This is a genomic window from Xanthomonas sp. WHRI 7945 (assembly GCF_035026585.1).
Map to the genome: position 1 here is coordinate 23,433 of NZ_JAYIQP010000021.1, position 16,680 is coordinate 40,112.

At 67.9% G+C, this 16,680-nt stretch carries 14 protein-coding genes and 1 tRNA gene; 5 read left to right on the forward strand and 10 right to left on the reverse strand.

Annotated features, from left to right (window positions below; all coding sequences use genetic code 11):
* Positions 1-15 precede the first annotated feature (15 nt).
* Genes VDQ83_RS15530 through VDQ83_RS15545 form a run of 4 tightly spaced genes read left to right on the forward strand, consistent with a single transcriptional unit; the run spans position 16 to position 5,195 of the window.
* Positions 16-1,293, forward strand: coding sequence for an aminotransferase class V-fold PLP-dependent enzyme (locus tag VDQ83_RS15530; RefSeq protein WP_455435628.1), 1,278 nt, complete (start codon positions 16-18; stop codon positions 1,291-1,293).
* Complete coding sequence (locus VDQ83_RS15535) at positions 1,290-1,730, forward strand: RidA family protein (RefSeq protein WP_455435629.1); 441 nt, start codon at positions 1,290-1,292, stop codon at positions 1,728-1,730. Before VDQ83_RS15530 ends, VDQ83_RS15535 begins: the two co-directional genes overlap by 4 nt.
* A complete protein-coding gene (locus VDQ83_RS15540; RefSeq protein WP_455435630.1) occupies positions 1,727-3,430 on the forward strand; it encodes a M61 family metallopeptidase in 1,704 nt (567 codons plus the stop codon). The genes VDQ83_RS15535 and VDQ83_RS15540 overlap by 4 nt, the downstream gene beginning before the upstream one ends.
* Positions 3,431-3,455: 25 nt before the next feature.
* Positions 3,456-5,195, forward strand: a complete 1,740-nt coding sequence (locus tag VDQ83_RS15545) for a M61 family metallopeptidase (protein WP_455435631.1) — start codon at positions 3,456-3,458, stop codon at positions 5,193-5,195.
* Positions 5,196-5,457: 262 nt separating this feature from the next.
* Here VDQ83_RS15545 and VDQ83_RS15550 read toward each other — a convergent pair whose 3' ends face one another.
* From VDQ83_RS15550 to murJ, 7 genes are all read right to left on the reverse strand, one after another.
* Entirely contained in the window at positions 5,458-6,627 is a 1,170-nt protein-coding gene (locus tag VDQ83_RS15550; protein WP_455435632.1) for a hypothetical protein, read from the reverse strand.
* Positions 6,628-6,762: 135 nt separating this feature from the next.
* Positions 6,763-6,838, reverse strand: a tRNA-Thr gene (locus VDQ83_RS15555).
* A 35-nt stretch (positions 6,839-6,873) separates the two neighbouring features.
* Entirely contained in the window at positions 6,874-7,824 is a 951-nt protein-coding gene (ispH, locus tag VDQ83_RS15560; RefSeq protein ID WP_455435633.1) for a 4-hydroxy-3-methylbut-2-enyl diphosphate reductase, read from the reverse strand.
* An 8-nt stretch (positions 7,825-7,832) separates the two neighbouring features.
* A complete protein-coding gene (gene lspA, locus VDQ83_RS15565) occupies positions 7,833-8,336 on the reverse strand; it encodes a signal peptidase II (RefSeq protein WP_263397634.1) in 504 nt (167 codons plus the stop codon).
* Between the two features lie 94 nt (positions 8,337-8,430).
* Positions 8,431-11,262, reverse strand: coding sequence for an isoleucine--tRNA ligase (gene ileS, locus VDQ83_RS15570; protein WP_263397633.1), 2,832 nt, complete (start codon positions 11,260-11,262; stop codon positions 8,431-8,433).
* A 6-nt stretch (positions 11,263-11,268) separates the two neighbouring features.
* Positions 11,269-12,297 (reverse strand): bifunctional riboflavin kinase/FAD synthetase, encoded by a 1,029-nt coding sequence (locus VDQ83_RS15575; RefSeq protein ID WP_455435634.1) that lies wholly within the window; start codon positions 12,295-12,297, stop codon positions 11,269-11,271.
* Positions 12,298-12,507: 210 nt separating this feature from the next.
* Positions 12,508-14,100 carry a murein biosynthesis integral membrane protein MurJ gene (murJ, locus tag VDQ83_RS15580; protein ID WP_309913228.1) on the reverse strand — a complete coding sequence of 531 codons (1,593 nt, stop codon included), beginning with the start codon at positions 14,098-14,100 and terminating at the stop codon, positions 12,508-12,510.
* 116 nt (positions 14,101-14,216) lie between these two features.
* Here murJ and rpsT point away from each other — a divergent pair, with 116 nt between their 5' ends.
* Positions 14,217-14,489 carry a 30S ribosomal protein S20 gene (rpsT, locus tag VDQ83_RS15585; RefSeq protein WP_003469619.1) on the forward strand — a complete coding sequence of 91 codons (273 nt, stop codon included), beginning with the start codon at positions 14,217-14,219 and terminating at the stop codon, positions 14,487-14,489.
* Between the two features lie 124 nt (positions 14,490-14,613).
* Here the strand turns inward: rpsT and cgtA are convergent, their stop codons facing one another.
* From cgtA to rplU, 3 genes are all read right to left on the reverse strand, one after another.
* Positions 14,614-15,684: an Obg family GTPase CgtA gene (gene cgtA / locus VDQ83_RS15590; protein ID WP_455435635.1), complete on the reverse strand. Its 1,071-nt coding sequence runs from the start codon at positions 15,682-15,684 to the stop codon at positions 14,614-14,616.
* A 223-nt stretch (positions 15,685-15,907) separates the two neighbouring features.
* Positions 15,908-16,183 (reverse strand): 50S ribosomal protein L27, encoded by a 276-nt coding sequence (rpmA, locus tag VDQ83_RS15595; RefSeq protein WP_263397630.1) that lies wholly within the window; start codon positions 16,181-16,183, stop codon positions 15,908-15,910.
* A gap of 12 nt (positions 16,184-16,195) precedes the next feature.
* A complete protein-coding gene (rplU, locus tag VDQ83_RS15600; RefSeq protein ID WP_145701260.1) occupies positions 16,196-16,516 on the reverse strand; it encodes a 50S ribosomal protein L21 in 321 nt (106 codons plus the stop codon).
* Positions 16,517-16,680: the final 164 nt, after the last annotated feature.

Sequence of the window (16,680 nt, forward strand, 5' to 3'; positions counted from 1 at the left end):
TGCCGGAACGCTCCCATGGACACTCGCTCGCCCCGTTTCGATCCCACCCGCCGGCAACTGCTGGCGGCGGCCGGCGCACTGCCGCTGTCCGCCGCGCTGTCCGGCCTCGCCGGCGCCACCAACGCTGCCACGGCCGCCGCGTCCACGCCCGCACGCGGCCTGCAAGGCCTCGGCAATGCCTTCGAGATCGCCGGCTGCTATCTCAACGGCGCCTACATGCATCCGATCGCCCGCGCCGCCGCGCAGGCGCAGCGCGGCTTCCTCGACGCGCGGCTGATGAACGGCAACGCCGACAAGGTCGACATGGGCGGCGACCGCGAACGCGCGATGGCCGTACTGAGCCGGCTGCTGCATGCCGACCGCGACGAACTGGCGTGGATTCCCAGCACCATGTTCGGCGAGAACCTGGTGTTGAACGGCCTCGGCATCCCGCACAGCCGCCAGCGCGTGGTCACCGATGCCTACCACTTCAATGGCTCGCTGTTCATGTATATGGAACTGGCCAAGCGCGGCCTCGACGTGCAGGTGGTGCGCCCGCACGACAACCGCATCCGCCTGGAGGACCTGGACAAGGCGATCACCCCGGGCACGCGGCTGGTCGCGCTGACCCTGGTGTCCAGCGTCAACGGTTTCCAGCACGACCTCAAGGCGGTCTGCGAGTTGGCCCACAGCCGCGGCGCGCTGGTCTACGCCGACCTGATCCAGGCCGCCGGCAACACCCCGATCGACCTGCACGGCAGCGGCGTGGATTTCGCCGCCAGCTCCACCTACAAGTGGCTGATGGGCGACTTCGGCCTGGGCGTGCTGTACGCGCGCCGCGCCAGCCAGCAGGCGCTGCGGCAGACCGTGTGGGGCTACCGCCAGGAAGGCGAGACGGTCTCGCACATCCTGCCGTTCGACCCGCCCGGCGAACCGCCGCTGGAGACGCAGGCGATCGACGGCCTGGCCGGCAAGATCGAGGTCGGCACGCTCAACAACGCGGCGGCCGCCGCACTGGCGACGTCGCTGGAACTGATCGAACGCATCGGCGTGGACACCATCGCCCAATGGCGGCAACCGCTGCTGGCGCGCCTGCATGACGCGATCCCGCGTCTGGGCTTCGAACCGATGACCCCGTCCGACTCCAGCTCCGCGCTGGTGTCCTTCGCCCAGCCCGACGTCGGCAAGCGCCTGGCGCCGAAGCTGAAGGCCGCCGGCGTCGCGGTCACCCTGTACCGCAACTATTTTCGCGTCTCGCCGTCGTTCTACAACGACAGCGACGATGTCGAACGCCTGATCGAGGCCCTGTCATGAAACGACTTCCGCTGCTGCTGTGCGCCCTGCTGCCATGGACCGCGCAGGCCGCACCCGCGCCGCTGCGCCACTACGGCACCGCGCCCGGCGCGCCGTTCTCGGCGGCGGTGCGCGCCGGCGACACGCTCTACGTTTCCGGCCAGATCGGCAGCGCCGCAAAGGGCGGGTTGCCCGAAGATTTCAGCGCCCAGGCCAACAACGCGCTGGACAATGTCGCCAGTGCGCTGGCCCTGGCCGGTGCCGGCATGGACGACATCGCCAAGTGCACGGTGATGCTGACCGACATGGCGCAATGGCCCGGGTTCAACGCCCTGTACGTGCGCCGCTTCAAGCCCGGCCACCTGCCCGCGCGCAGCGCCTTCGGCGCCAACGCCCTGGCGCTGGGCGCGAAGGTGGAAATCGAATGCATCGCCTACCTGCCCCAGGCCCGACCATGAGCGCACGCCCTACCCGCTGGCTGCACCTTGCCCTGTTGCTGATACCGGCCTGCGCCGCGCTCGCCGCCGAACCAGCTGCCGCTCCGGTCCCGCTGGACGTGGTGCTCACGCCCAAGGCCCACGCCGGCCGGATCGACACGCTGCAGGTGCACCTGCACCTGCCCGCGCCCAAGGTCGCTGCCGGCGCGCCGTTGCTGCGCATGCCGGTGGAACTGGTGTCCACCCCGACCGCCGCCTACAGCGCCGAACAGATCAACGTGCGCGACGCGCGCGGCGCCTTGCCGCTGCGCGCCGTCGACGAAGCGCCGGACCCGTCCGGCAAGTACCGCAACTACCTCGCCACCCGCGCCAGCGTCGGCGACGTCGACGTGGACTACGCCACGCCGCCGCGCGCAGTCGATGCCGACACCCGCAACGGCCCGCTGTTCGACCTGCGCGCGCAGGATGGCGGCCTGATGGGCGCCGGCGTCTATTTCATGGCGCTGCCGCCGGGCGAGGCGCCGCGCCAGATCCACCTGCGCTGGGACCTGAGCGCGCTGCCGGCCGGCGCGCGCGGCGTGTGGAGCGTCGGCGAAGGCGAACAGCGCACCACCGCGCCGAGCGACCTGCTGCGCTTCTCCTACTACGCCGTCGGCGCGATGCAGCGGGTGCCGGACAACGACGACGACGTCTTCCACTTCTACTGGATGGACACCCCGCCGTTCGACGCGCAGCGGCTGTCCACGCAGACCGGCCAGCTGTACCGCTACATGGCGCGTTTCTTCGGCGACGACGGCTCGGCCTATCGCGCCTTCGCCCGCCGCAACCCGTATCCGGCCGGCGGCGGCACCGGCCTGGCGCACTCCTTCATGTTCGGCTACGGACCGCAGGGCCAGACCATCGCCGAAGGCCCGCAGGCGCTGCTGGCGCACGAGATGGCCCACACCTGGCCCAAGCTCGACGGCGAACAGCACGCGCTCACCGCCTGGTACACCGAAGGCACGGCCGAGTTCTACTCGCTGCTGCTGTCGCTGCGCGCCGGCGTCTATGACAAGAACGCCTTCCTGCAGGCGATCAACCACCGCGCCGACGGCTACTACGACAACCCGTTCCGCGCGCTCGACAACGCCGCCGCCGGCGAACGCTTCTGGAAGGACGCGCGCGCCCAGCGCGTGCCGTACGGCCGCGGCTTCATGTACCTGGTGAGCGTGGATGCGCAGCTGCGCCAGCATGGCCGGCAGGCGCATTCGGTGGACGCCCTGGTGCTGGAAGTGCTGAAGCGCCAGCGCGCCGGCGAAACCATCGGCGTATCCGAATGGCGCGCGATGGTGCTGCGCGAACTCGGCGCCGGCGCCGGCAGCGAGTTCGACGCGATGGTCGCCGGCAAACTGATCGTGCCGGCCGCCCCGGTGTTCGGCTGCTACCGCGTGGTACCCGCGCCGCACCAGCCGTTCGAACTCGGCTTCGATCGCATGCGCATGGGCGTGGTCAAGAACCTGCTACCCGATTCCGCCGCCGCCCGTGCCGGCGTGCAGGAGAACGACCGCATCGTCGAATACACACCGCTGGAACAGGCGATGGCCGACGAGCACACCCGCATGCAGCTGAAACTGGAACGCGACGGCAAGCCGTTGCAGCTGGAGTACCTGCCGCGCAGCGCACGCGTGGACGCCTGGCGCTTCGCCGTCGATCCGGCGCTGGCCGCCCGTTGTTCGCCCTGATTCCCACCTGCCGCGATCCTTGCCGATGAAGATGCCACGCCACCTCCCACTGTTCCTGGCCCTCGCCGCGGCCTCTTCTCCGGCCCTGGCCGCGACCGACGCGCCGTACGCGATCACCATCCACGCGCAGGCGAACGCTGCCGATAGCCGGATCGAAGCGCTGCTGGTGGACGAAGCGATCCCGCTGCAGCCCACGCCGGCCGGCAGCGTCCTGCTGGCGATGCCGCACGTGACCAGCAACGTGCCCACCATCGCCGCCAGCGTCGGCGAACTGGCCGCGCGCGACGACCGCGGCGCCGTGCAGCTGCGCTATCGCGACCAGGGCGAAGGCCCGGCCCGGCAGCGCGAGTGGTATGCCGACCGCGCCGTCGCCGGCACCCTGCGTTTCTCCTATCGCGCGACGATGACCGAAGCGCTGGCCGCGCGCGGCGCCGCGCCGCCGATCGAACTGCGCAGCGAGGAAGGCGCCTTCTCCGGCGCCGGCGCCACCTTCCTGCTGCATCCGCCCAGCGGCCGCCACGACATCGCCCTGCGATGGGACCTGTCCGCACTGGGCGCAAGCGCGCATGCCGTGAGCAGCCTGCAGGACCGCAACGCCCATGACGTGGACATGGAAGCGCTGGACAGCAGCTACTTCATGGCCGGCAAGATCGGCCTGTACCCGCCCGCGCCCGACGCCACCGGCTTCTTCTCCGCCTGGCAGGGCCGTACCCCGTTCGACGCGGAAAAACTGCTGGCCTGGACCCGGCGACTGCGCCAGCACTACCAGGCCTTCTTCGCCGTGCCGGCCACGCCCTACGGCGTGTTCCTGCGCCGCAACCGGGTCAACCCCGGCGGCGGCATGGGCATGTACAACTCCTTCGTCGTCACCTACGACGACGACCGCGGCAACGACCCGGAACAGTTGGAGCTCACCCTCGCCCACGAGATGTTCCACACCTTCCAGCCGCGCATGAGCGCGCAGTACGACGGCGAAACGCTGGCCGACGCCTGGTTCAACGAAGGCATGGCCGTGTTCTACCAGGCGCGCCTGCCGTTCCGCTACGGCATGATCGATGCCGACGCGTTCCTGAAGGACCTCAACTACACCGCCGCCCGCTACTACACCAACCTCCTCGGCAACGCCCCGAACAGCGACGTGCCGGCGAAGTTCTGGCAGGACACCCGCATCCGCACCCTGCCCTACGACCGCGGCTTCCTGTACTTCGTCACCGTCGACGACGCCGTGCGCAAGGCCAGCCACGGCCGCAAATCCCTGGACGACCTGATGCTGGCGATGCTGCAACGCCAGCAACGCAACAAACAACTCGGCATCGCCGACTGGGAAGCGGTGCTGCGCGACACCCTCGGCGAAGACGCGATCAAGCAACTGCACGCCATGCTCGACGGCGCCACGCCCCTCCCCGCCAGCGACGCCTTCGGCCCCTGCTTCGAACGCATCTCGCAACCGATGCGCCGCTACGAACTCGGCTTCGCCCCCGCGGCGCTGACCGAATCCCCACGCATCGTCCGCGACCTGATCCCCGGCTCGGTCGCCGCCAAGGCCGGCGTGAAAAACGGCGACGAGATCACCCGCCCGGTCGGCCAGGATCAGCTGCAGGGAGAGCAGGACGGCGTGCTCACGCTGCAGCTGCTGCGCGACGGCAAGCCGCTGACGGTCTCGTACAAGCCGCGCGGCGAGACCGTGGCGACGTGGCAGTGGAAGCGCAAGCAAGGGGGCGCGAAGACGGCCTGTTCGCTGCCCGCCACCGCGCACGCGCAATGACCGACTGGCTCCGCCCGGGCCAGGCGCCTGACGCAGTTGTAGCCGTCTGCGCAGGCGGAATTGACTTCACGCGAGCGCGGATTGCGGGTTTTCTAGCCTCGGCCTCGAACCGGCTGCGCAAGCAGCGTCGGGGCCCTCCTGCGCATCGTGAGGGACGGCAAGCCGCTGACCATCGCCTACAAACCGGGCGGGGAGACATAGCGATATCGCAGTGGAAGCACAGGCAGAGCGTTCATAGCTTTACCGCACCAAACGTTTCCCACTAAGGATAAGCGGCGCAAAGTGCTTCTCTATGTTCTTCGCTCATTCGATCTTCAATGTCATCTAGCCATGTGTGGAATTCTTCAAGATTCGACAAGCTAAAGACTTTGACCCCGAACCTCGCCTCTAAATCAATCCTCGGATCACCCATCATTTCCGCCATCGGCCTATCCATCGCTATCGCGTCGCAGTACGGCGCATAGTGAGCTATATGATCTAGGTCATAAAAGAATCCGCCAACCGCCTCAATGGCCCGTTCTCTGTTTGCGTAAGCACCGTTTCTGACCTTGTGCTTGAGAAGCGCACAAGCGCGCGAATGAATGTATTGATACGGCAACGAAGCAAAATTTGGCGCAGCGAAGAACTCCGCACACCTCCTAAGCTGCTCTATAACATCCATATCCGTTGGAAGATAGTGACGCATTCGATCTATGATCATAGAGAAAATCGGGGCAGTGAACATCGCTTCGATATCGCCACCACCAACTCTAACCAGGTAATCCGCATAGGAGTCCCGGTAAATTTTGGCCACAGCCGCCAGTTCTGCTTCTACGTCTTGTTCATATGTGGATCGTGATTGGCGCCAGTCGTCAAAACAGGCCACTAAAGCTTGGGTTGACTGCTCCTTTCTCTCTCGGAGTTCGTTTCCATCACCAAGTGGACGACGAATGTCCACGAACATATAGTTATCCCAGTTGTGGACTTCCGCGGTCAACGCCTCCTTTTGTTCGGGAGCATAGTCCGGCCTAGCCCCTGCAAGCCATGCCTTAAAACCCCTCATTATTTGAGTTTGTTCGACGTCATAGCCCTGCTTGAACTGGTGGCCTCTACTCGTGTGCTTTATGAACGCGACTAGCTCCGCACCTCGCGCCCACTGAACAGCTTCGGCTTCGTGCGCGAACGATCTTGGTGAAGTAAGAATCTGGGAGGCGGAAAGCCTTTGGATCTTCGCGGCCAACTCGACAAAGCGCGGGTCACCGCCGCGAAAGGCTCCGCTGAAAAAGGGCTGGTCCAGATACACGACCCGCTTCCGCGTCAGCGGGAGCGGAATGCGGACTGAGTAGTCACACCGGCCACATCCGCGAAGAATGAAGTTCGGGAGGACCATGACGTTCCCGAAGCGTTCGTATCCGCACTCAGGACAATTGCCGAGCACATGGGTAACTATCATTCTGCATCCTCCGATGCACCCACATCGACTCACAAGTTAACGCACCCTGGTAGCTACGGCGATAGTTGCGGGGAACGCCAAGTGCATAAGCAAAAAAAGGCCGCCCTTTCGGGGCGGCCTTTTTGCTGCTGCATCTGGTGCCGGAAATAGGAATCGAACCTACGACCTACGCATTACGAATGCGCCGCTCTACCAACTGAGCTATTCCGGCTGAACCGCAAATTCTAGGGGGCCGCGGGCGTCCGGTCAATTGACCAGGCGCAGGCGCAGTTCCTTGGGCAGGGCGAACACCATCGACTCCGGTTCGCCGGCCAGTTCGCCGACGCCGTCGGCGCCCAGTTCGCGCAGCCGCGCGATGACGCCGTCCACCAGCACCTGCGGGGCGGAGGCGCCGGCGGTCAGGCCGATGCGGCGCTTGCCGATGACCCAGGCCGGGTCGATCTCCTCGGCGCCGTCGATCAGGTAGGACTCCACCCCGTCGCGCCGCGCCAGCTCGCTGAGCCGGTTGGAATTGGAGCTGTTCGGCGAGCCGACCACCAGCACCAGGTCGCACTGCCTGGCCAGGTCGCGCACCGCGTCCTGGCGGTTCTGGGTGGCGTAGCAGATGTCGTCGTTCTTCGGCCCCTGCATCGCCGGGTAGCGCGCGCGCAGCGCGTCGATGATGCCGCGGGTGTCGTCCACCGACAGCGTGGTCTGGGTGGTGTAGGCCAGGTTTTCCGGCTGCTGGATGTCCAGGGTGGCGACCTGCTCGATGTCCTCGACCAGATAGATGCGCCCGACGCCGCGCTCGCGGTTCCACTGGCCCATCGTGCCCTCCACTTCCGGGTGGCCGGCGTGGCCGATCAGCACCACGTCGCGGCCGGCGCGGCAGTGCCGGGCCACTTCGAAATGGACCTTGGTGACCAGCGGGCAGGTCGCGTCGAACACCTTCAGCCCGCGCCGCTCGGCCTCCTGCCGCACCGCCTGCGACACGCCGTGGGCGCTGAAGATGACCGTGTTGCCGTCGGGCACCTCGTCCAGTTCCTCGACGAAGATCGCGCCGCGCTGCTTCAGGTCGTCGACCACGAAGCGGTTGTGCACCACCTCGTGGCGCACGTAGATCGGCGCGCCGAGGGTCTCGATCGCGCGCTTGACGATCTCGATCGCGCGGTCGACACCGGCGCAGAAACCACGGGGATTGGCGAGCAGGACGTCCATGGTTCCAATTATCCCGCTTTTCGCTTCGACTTGCCGTCGAACACGCCGAACAGGGCGATGCCCACGGCGCCGGCGACAATCGCCGAGTCGGCGATGTTGAACGAGGGCCAGTAGTGCTCGCCCACGTACCACTGGATGAAATCGACCACGTGGCCGTGCATCAGCCGGTCGATCACATTGCCGATCGCGCCGCCGATGACCAGGGCGTACGGCATCGCGCTGCGCCAGTCGCGGCGCGGGGTGCGCGCCAGCCACCAGGCCAGCAGGCCGCTGATGCCCACCGCCAGCGCGGTGAAGAACCACAGCTGCCAGCCGCCGGCCTGGCTCAGGAAACTGAACGCGGCGCCGGTGTTGTAGGTGCGGTACCAGTTCCAGAAGCCGGGGATCACCGGCACCGCGGTGAACTCGGGCAGGCTGGACAGCACCCAGGCCTTGCTCCACTGGTCCAGGCCGATCACCAGCGCGGACAGCAGCAGCCAGATCAGGGCGGAGGGTTTGGGTCGTACGGTCATGCGTGGGGTCCGCCTTGGGCGAAGAGGGGTTTGTCGGGACAGCTGGGTGCGTGGCGCGACGGCGACGCCGGATGCGCCGCCGCGCAGGGGCGGATCAGAACCAGCTGCGCTCCTCGCCCGGCCCGGCGATGTTGCTGACGCAGCGGCCGCACAGTTCCGGGTGTGCCGGGTCCACGCCGATGTCGGCGCGGTGGTGCCAGCAGCGCACGCACTTCTGCTTGGTGGTGGCCTGCGCGCTGACGAAGATCTCGTCGGTGCTGGCCTCGCGCACCACCACGTCGCCGCTGATGAACAGGAAGCGCAGTTCCTCCTGCAGCGGCTGCAGCCTGGCGGCGGTCGCGGCATCGGCGGCGACGGTGATCTCCGCCTCCAGCGCGGCGCCGATCACGCCGTTGCCACGCATCGGCTCCAGCACCTTGGCCACCTGCTCGCGCAGCGCCAGCAACTGGTCGAAATCGGCCGCGCTCAGCGCCGCGTCCTCCGGCAGCGGCGCCAGGCCTTCGTACCAGGTCGCGAACAGCACGTTGCCGACGTGCGCGCCGGGCAGGTAGCCCCACAGTTCGTCGGCGGTGAAGCTCAGGATCGGCGCGATCCAGCGCACGAACGCCTCGGCGACATGGAACATCGCGCTCTGCGCCGAACGCCGGCCGCGCGAGTCCTCGGCCATCGTGTACAGCCGGTCCTTGGTCACGTCCAGGTACAGCGAGCCCAGGTCCACGCTGCAGAAGTTCAGCAGCGCCTGCACGATTGCGGCGAAGTCGTAGCGCTCGTAGGCGGCCTTGATCTGCTCCTGCAGCTCGTAGGCGCGATGCACGATCCAGCGGTCCAGCGCCACCATCTCCGCCAGCGGCAGCAGGTGCGTGCCCGGCGCGAAGCCGTGCAGGTTGCCGAGCAGGAAGCGCGCGGTGTTGCGCAGGCGCCGGTAGGCGTCGGCGTTGCGCTTGAGGATCTCCTGCGACAGCGACATCTCGTTGCTGTAGTCGGCCGCGGCGATCCACAGGCGCAGGATGTCCGCGCCCAGCGTCTTCATGATGTCCTGCGGCTCGATGCCGTTGCCCAGCGACTTGGACATCTTGCGGCCGTGCTCGTCCACGGTGAAGCCGTGGGTCAGGCACTGCCGGTACGGCGCGGCGTGGTCCAGCGCCACGCCGGTCAGCAGCGAGGACTGGAACCAGCCGCGGTGCTGGTCCGAACCTTCCAGGTACAGGTCGGCCGGCTTGGGAATGCCGCGCTCGGCCAGCACCGCCTCGTGGGTGATGCCCGAGTCGAACCAGACGTCGAGGATGTCGGTGATCTTGTCGTAGTCGGCGGCCTCCTCGCCGAGCAGTTCGGCGGCGTCGAGCGTGTACCACACGTCCACCCCGCCCTCCTCGACCAGGTCGGCGACCTGGCGCATCAGCTCGGTGCTGCGCGGATGCGGCTCGCCGGTCTCGCGGTGCACGAACAGCGCGATCGGCACGCCCCAGGTGCGCTGCCGGGAGATGGTCCAGTCCGGGCGCCCGGCGACCATGCCGGCGATGCGCGCCTGGCCCCAGGACGGATACCAGTGCACGCCCTCGATCGCCTTCAGCGCGTCGGCGCGCAGGTTGGCCTGCTCCATCGAGATGAACCACTGCGGGGTGGCGCGGAACGCGATCGGGGTCTTGTGCCGCCAGCAGTGCGGGTAGCTGTGGGTCATCGTCGCGTGCGCCAGCAGCGCGCCGCGCGCGGCCAGCACCTCGGCGATGGTGTCGTTGGCCTTCCAGATGTGCAGCCCGGCCAGCGCCACGCCATCGGCCGGCGGGGTCGACGGCAGGTACACGCCGCGGCCGTCGATCGGGTTGATCTGCGCGGCGGTGTAGCGATCGATCAGGCCGTACTGCTTGGCCGCCACGTAGTCTTCCTGGCCGTGCCCGGGCGCGGTGTGCACCGCGCCGGTGCCGTCCTCGTCGGAGACGTGGCTGCCCAGGATCAGCGGGATGTCGCGCTCGTCATAGAACGGATGCGCCAGCAGCTGATTCTCCAGCGCCGCACCGGCGACGCGGCCGTGCACCACCACCTCGGTCACGCCGTAGCGCTGCAGCGCGCGCTCGGCCAGCGCATCGGCCAGCACCAGCCAGCGTCGGCGGCCATCGTGCGCCGGGCCTTCGACCAGGGCGTAGCTCAGGTCCGGCCCCAGCGACACCGCCAGCGACGCCGGCAGCGTCCACGGCGTGGTGGTCCAGATCGGCACCGCGACCTCGACATCCTCCGGCAGCTCCACCCCGAACGCGGCAGCCAGCGCCGCGCCGTCGCGCGCGGTGTAGGCCACGTCCACGGTCGGCGACTGCTTGTCGGCGTACTCGATCTCCGCCTCGGCCAGCGCCGAGCCGCAATCGAAGCACCAGTGCACCGGCTTCACGCCGCGGGTCAGGTGGCCGTTGTCGACGATCCGCGCCAGCGCGCGGATCTCGTTGGCCTCGAAATGGAAGTCGAGCGTGCGATACGGGTTGTCCCAGTCGCCGATCACGCCCAGGCGCTTGAAATCGCGGCGCTGGATGTCGATCTGCTCGTTGGCGTACTCGCGGCACTTCTGCCGGAACTGCGCCGCATCCAGCTTGACCCCGACCTTGCCGAACTTCTTCTCGATCGCGATCTCGATCGGCAGGCCATGGCAGTCCCAGCCCGGGATGTACGGCGCATCGAAGCCGGCCAGGTACTTGGACTTGACGATGATGTCCTTGAGGATCTTGTTGACCGCATGGCCGAGGTGGATCGCACCGTTGGCGTACGGCGGGCCGTCGTGCAGCACGAACAGCGGCCGGCCCTGGGCGTTGTCGCGCAGCTGCGCGTACAGCCCCTCGCTCTCCCAGCGGGCCAGCGTGTCCGGCTCGCGCTTGGGCAGATCGCCGCGCATCGGGAAGTCCGTCGCCGGCAGGTGGAGGGTGGCTTTGTAGTCCTGGGTCACGGGGATTTACCGGTCGGTGGTCTTCATGGGGGAGTCCGCGCGGGAAGGCGCGGGCTGGTGCGCGCGACTGGCGCCATCGGCGTCCGCGCGCGGCGGTGCGGAGTCCTGCGCGGACGCGAGCAGGCGGCGGGCCAGTGCGGCGTCGCGGTGCATCTGTTCGGTCAGCGCCGCCAGATCGGAAAACTTTTCTTCGTCGCGCAGCTTGGCGACGAATTCCACGGCGATGTGGCGCCCGTACAGGTCGCCCTGGAAATCGAACAGGTGCGCTTCCAGCAACGGCTCCACGCCCTGCACCGTCGGCCGCGTGCCGAAGCTGGACACCGACGGCCACGGCTGCTCGGTCACGCCGTGCACCCAGGTGGCATAGATGCCCGACAGCGCCGGGGTGCGGTTGAAGCGCAGGTTGGCGGTGGGATAGCCGAGAGTACGCCCGAGCTGCTTGCCGCGCACCACGCGGCCGTCGATCGCGTACGGACGGCCGAGCAGTTCGGCGGCGTGGGCGAATTCGCCGGCCACCAGCAGTTCGCGGATACGGGTGCTGGAAATGCGTTCTTCGCGCAGGTGCACCGGCTCGATCTCGCCGGCGGCGAAGCCGAGCTGCGCGCCCATCTCGCGCAGCAGCGCGATGTCGCCGCCGCGCTTGTGGCCGAAGCGGAACGCCGGCCCGATCCACACCTCGCGCGCCTGCAGCCGCTCGACCAGGGTGCGCTGCACGAAGTCCTGCGCGCTCATCGACGACAGCCGCAGGTCGAAACGCAGCAGGCCCACGCTGTCCACGCCGAGCGCGTGCAGGCCTTCGATCTTGGCCCGCGCCAGGGTCAGCCGCGGCGGCGGCGCGGCCGGCGCGAAGAACTCGCGCGGCAGCGGCTCGAAGCTCAACGCCACCGCCGGCACGCCCAGCGCGCGGGCACGCGCCAGCGCATGGCGCACCAGCGCACGGTGGCCCAGATGCAGGCCATCGAAGGCGCCGATGCAGACCACGCTTCCCTGCGGGAACAAAGTCCCGCCCTCGACGTCTCTAAACAGCCTGCTCATTCCTCGGTCCGAAGCGCCGGCGCTGGAGTGCGCCGGCCGATGATGGGTAACTCGTGAGTATAGCCGGGACCGGGGACCGGGGACCGGGAGAAGCCTATCGCTGCAACACTACGAGCAGGCCAGTAACCGGATACACCCTCAGCGCCCACGATCCCGCAACTTCAGCGCGAACCACACCGGGTCCCCGGTCCCCGGTCCCCGGTCCCGGCTCTAATGCTCCCTCAAATCCCGCGGCCGGAACCCCAGTGCCAGCAGCGCCAGCAGATACACCGCCCCGCCGCCGCCGACCAGCGCCAGCAGGCTGCCGATGCGGTGCCACTTGTCCATCGTGGTGAAGCCCGGCAGCCAGTGCAGGCCCAGCGCCAGCACCGCGGCCATCGCCGCGCAGGCCAGGCCCAGCCGCAGCAGGTAGCCGGCCCAGCCCGGCCGCGGCCGGTACACCTCGGCGCGGCGCAGCCAGCGCCACAGCAGCGACAGGTTGATGTAGCTGGCCACCGCGCTGGCCAGACCAAGCGCCAGGTGCAAGCCCGGCACCGCCTCCAATGCCGCGCGCACGCCCTGCGCGCGCAGCTCGGCGGGCACCCACAGCTGGTACAGGATCGCCAGGAACAGCAGGTTCAGCACCATGTTGGCGACCAGCGCGACCACGCCGGCACGCACCGGGGTGCGCGTGTCCTGGCGCGAGTAGAACGCCGGCAACAGCACCTTCAGCAGCGCGAACGCGGGCAGGCCGAAGCTCAGCCCGAACACCGACATCGCCGCCATGCGCGTGTCGAACGCGGTGAACTTGCCGTACTGGAACAGCGTGGCCACCAGCGGCTGGCTCAGCAGCATCAGCCCCAGCATCGCCGGCACCGCGATCAGCAGCGTGGTGCGCAGGCCCCAGTCCAGCGCATTGGAGAATCCGGCATGGTCGGTCTTGACGTGGTGCCGCGACAGCGCCGGCAGGATCACCGTGCCCAGCGCCACGCCGAACACGCCCAGCGGCAGCTCCAGGAAGCGATCGGCCTGCGACAGCCAACTTTGCGAGCCGGCGAACAGGAACGAGGCGATCACCGTGTCCAGCAGCAGGTTGATCTGCGCGATCGAGGAGCCGAACAGGGTCGGCACCATCAGCGTCAGCACCCGGCGCACGTCCGGGTGGCGCCAACCCCAGCGCGGCAGGGTCAGCAGGTCGATGCCGCGCAGCGCCGGCAGCTGGAACAGCAGCTGCAGCAGGCCGGCGACCAGCACCGCCCAGCCCATCGCCAGGATCGGCACCTCCAGCTTCGGCGCCAGCCACAGCGCGCCGGCGATCATGCACAGGTTGAGGATCACCGGGGTCAGCGCCGGCAGGCCGAAGCGGTTGAAACTGTTCAGCGCACCGCCGGCCAACGCGGTCAGCGACACGAACAGCAGGAACGGGAAGGTCAGCCGCAGCAGATCCACGATCAGCCCGAACTTGGCCGGGTCGTCGCTGGCGCCGGGATTGAACAGCAGCGCCACCTGCGGTGTGAAGATCAGCCCCAGCGCGGTGACCAGCAGCAGGATTCCGCCCAGGGTGCCGGACACCCGCGACATCAACGCGCGCAGGTCGGCATGCGGCCGGGTTTCCTTGACCTCGGTGAACACCGGCACGAACGCGGTGGCGAACGAGCCTTCGGCGAACAGCCGGCGCAGGAAGTTGGGAATGCGGAACGCGACCCAGAAAGCGTCGGTGGTCGCGTTGGCGCCGAACGAAATGGTGATAGCCTGATCGCGTACCAGCCCCAGCACGCGCGAGACCATGGTCATGCTGCTGAACGAGAGTAGCCCGCGGAGCATGCGCGGCGTGCTCATGCAGCGACCCTCTTGACAATTGGCTTGACGCAGTTGTTTAGAACCTTCATACTCTCCCGCTTGTTTTTATCCACCACACAGCTTTCCAGGAAACCACCACCGTGGCCAATATCAAGTCCGCCAAGAAGCGCGCCAAGCAGACCGTCGTGCGCAACGCGCGCAACACGGCTCAGCGTTCGATGCTGCGCACCGCCGTCAAGAAGGTCATCAAGGCCCTGGACGCCAACGACGCCGCCGGCGCCGAAGCCGCTTTCGCCGTTGCCCAGCCGATCCTCGACCGTTTCAGCTCGCGCGGTCTGATCCACAAGAACAAGGCTGCGCGCCACAAGAGCCGCCTGACCGCCCGCATCAAGGCGATCAAGACCGCCGCCTAACCGGCTGCGGTTGTTGCCGGAGGCGCCAACGCTTCCGGCGCTACGAAAAAGCCCGGCCTCGGCCGGGTTTTTCGTGTGCGTGCGATCCGCCGCCGGCCGCTGTGCGCCGGACCGGCCGCTGCGCTCAGAGCGCATCGGCATCGGGCGCATTGGCGGCCGCTTCCAGCGCATCCTCGCGCTGGCGATCGAAGAACGCCATCACGTCCTTCATGATCGGCCAGGTGCCGTCGCGGCCAAGCGCCGACACCAGGTACCACGGCTGGGACCAGCCCAGCTCGGCGACGACCTGCTCGGCCAGCGTGCGCGCCTCGTCCTCGAACATCAGGTCGGCCTTGTTCAGCACCAGCCAGCGCGGCTTGGCCAGCAGCTCGGGATCGTGCTTCTCCAGCTCGCGCTCGATCGCGCGCACCTGCTCGATCGGCGCCACGCCGTCCACGCCGCCTTCCATCGGCGCCAGATCCACCAGGTGCAGCAGCAGACGCGTGCGCTGCAGGTGGCGCAGGAACTGCGCACCCAGGCCGGCGCCGTCGGCCGCGCCCTCGATCAGGCCCGGGATGTCGGCGATCACGAAGCTGCGGTAGGCCTCGACGCTGACCACGCCCAGGTTCGGATACAGCGTGGTGAACGGATAGTCGGCGACCTTCGGCGTGGCCGCGGACACCGCACGGATGAAGGTGCTCTTGCCGGCGTTGGGGAAACCCAGCAGGCCGACGTCGGCGAGCAGCTTCAGCTCCAGCTTCAGCGTGCGCTCCTCGCCCTCTTCGCCCGGGGTCGCCTTGCGCGGCGCGCGCGTCACCGAGCTCTTGAAATGCATGTTGCCCAGGCCGCCCTTGCCGCCCTGCGCGACCAGCAGCCTGTCGCCATGCGCGACCAGGTCGCCGATGGTCTCGTCGGTGTCGACGTTGATGACCACGGTGCCGACCGGAACGGTGATGACCAGGTCTTCGCCGGCCTTGCCGTACATCTGCCGGCCCATGCCGTTCTCGCCGCGCTGCGCGCGGAACGAACGCTGGTGGCGGAAGTCGACCAGGGTGTTGAGGTTCTCGTCGGCGACCAGCCACACGCTGCCGCCGTTGCCGCCATCGCCGCCGTCCGGTCCACCGAGCGGGATGAACTTCTCGCGGCGGAAGCCGATGCAGCCGTTGCCGCCATTGCCGGCACCGACCTGGATTTCTGCTTCGTCTACCAACTTCATGATTTGAGATTCGCGATTCGGGATTCGGGATTGGAAAAACACCGGCCACCGCAGTTTAGCGGCCCCGATAGACCGAGGTGACGGCAAGGACTTGAAGCGATCCGCCGTTGCGAATCCCCAATCCCCAATCCCGCCATCCCGGCCCTCCAACGAAAAACCCCGCCGAAGCGGGGCTCTCGTCAGCAAGCCCGCGCCATCGGCGCAGGCCCTGGAGGCGAAACGCTTACGCCTCGACGGCGGCCGCTTCGGCAACCACGCTCACGGTGCGACGCTTCTTGGCGCCCTTCACCGAGAACTCGACCTTGCCGTCGACCAGCGCGAACAAGGTGTGGTCGCGGCCCAGGCCGACGCCCGAACCCGGGTGGAACTGGGTGCCGCGCTGACGCACGATGATGTTGCCGGCCTCGATCGCCTGGCCGCCGAACATCTTCACGCCCAGGTATTTCGGGTTGGAGTCGCGGCCGTTGCGCGAGGAACCTACGCCTTTTTTGTGTGCCATGACTGCTGCTCCTTACTTCTTGTCGCCACCGGCAATGCCGGTGATCTCGATTTCGGTGTAATGCTGACGATGTCCCTGACGCTTCATGTGGTGCTTGCGGCGACGGAACTTGATGATGCGCACCTTGTCGGCGCGGCCATGGGCCACGACCTTCGCGGTGACGGTGGCGCCCTTCAGCGCGTCACCGAGCTTGATGCCGTCGCTGTCGCCCAGCATCAGGATGTTGTCGAACTTGATCTCGTTGCCGGCTTCGACTTCGAGCTTTTCCACGCGGAGCGTTTCGCCCTGCGCGACGCGGTATTGCTTACCGCCGGTTACCAGTACTGCGTACATGACCAGACTTCCTCTGTAGTTATTGTGGTCGCCCCTGCCGTGCCTCTTCGGGCAGACAGGAGCGGAATTGTAATGGCTTCAGCGGGTTAGGGTCAAGTCCCCAGCCCGGCGCGGCTGCGGCCCCGGCGCGCCGTCGCGATTGGCTGAACCGGCCAGCCGCGCGC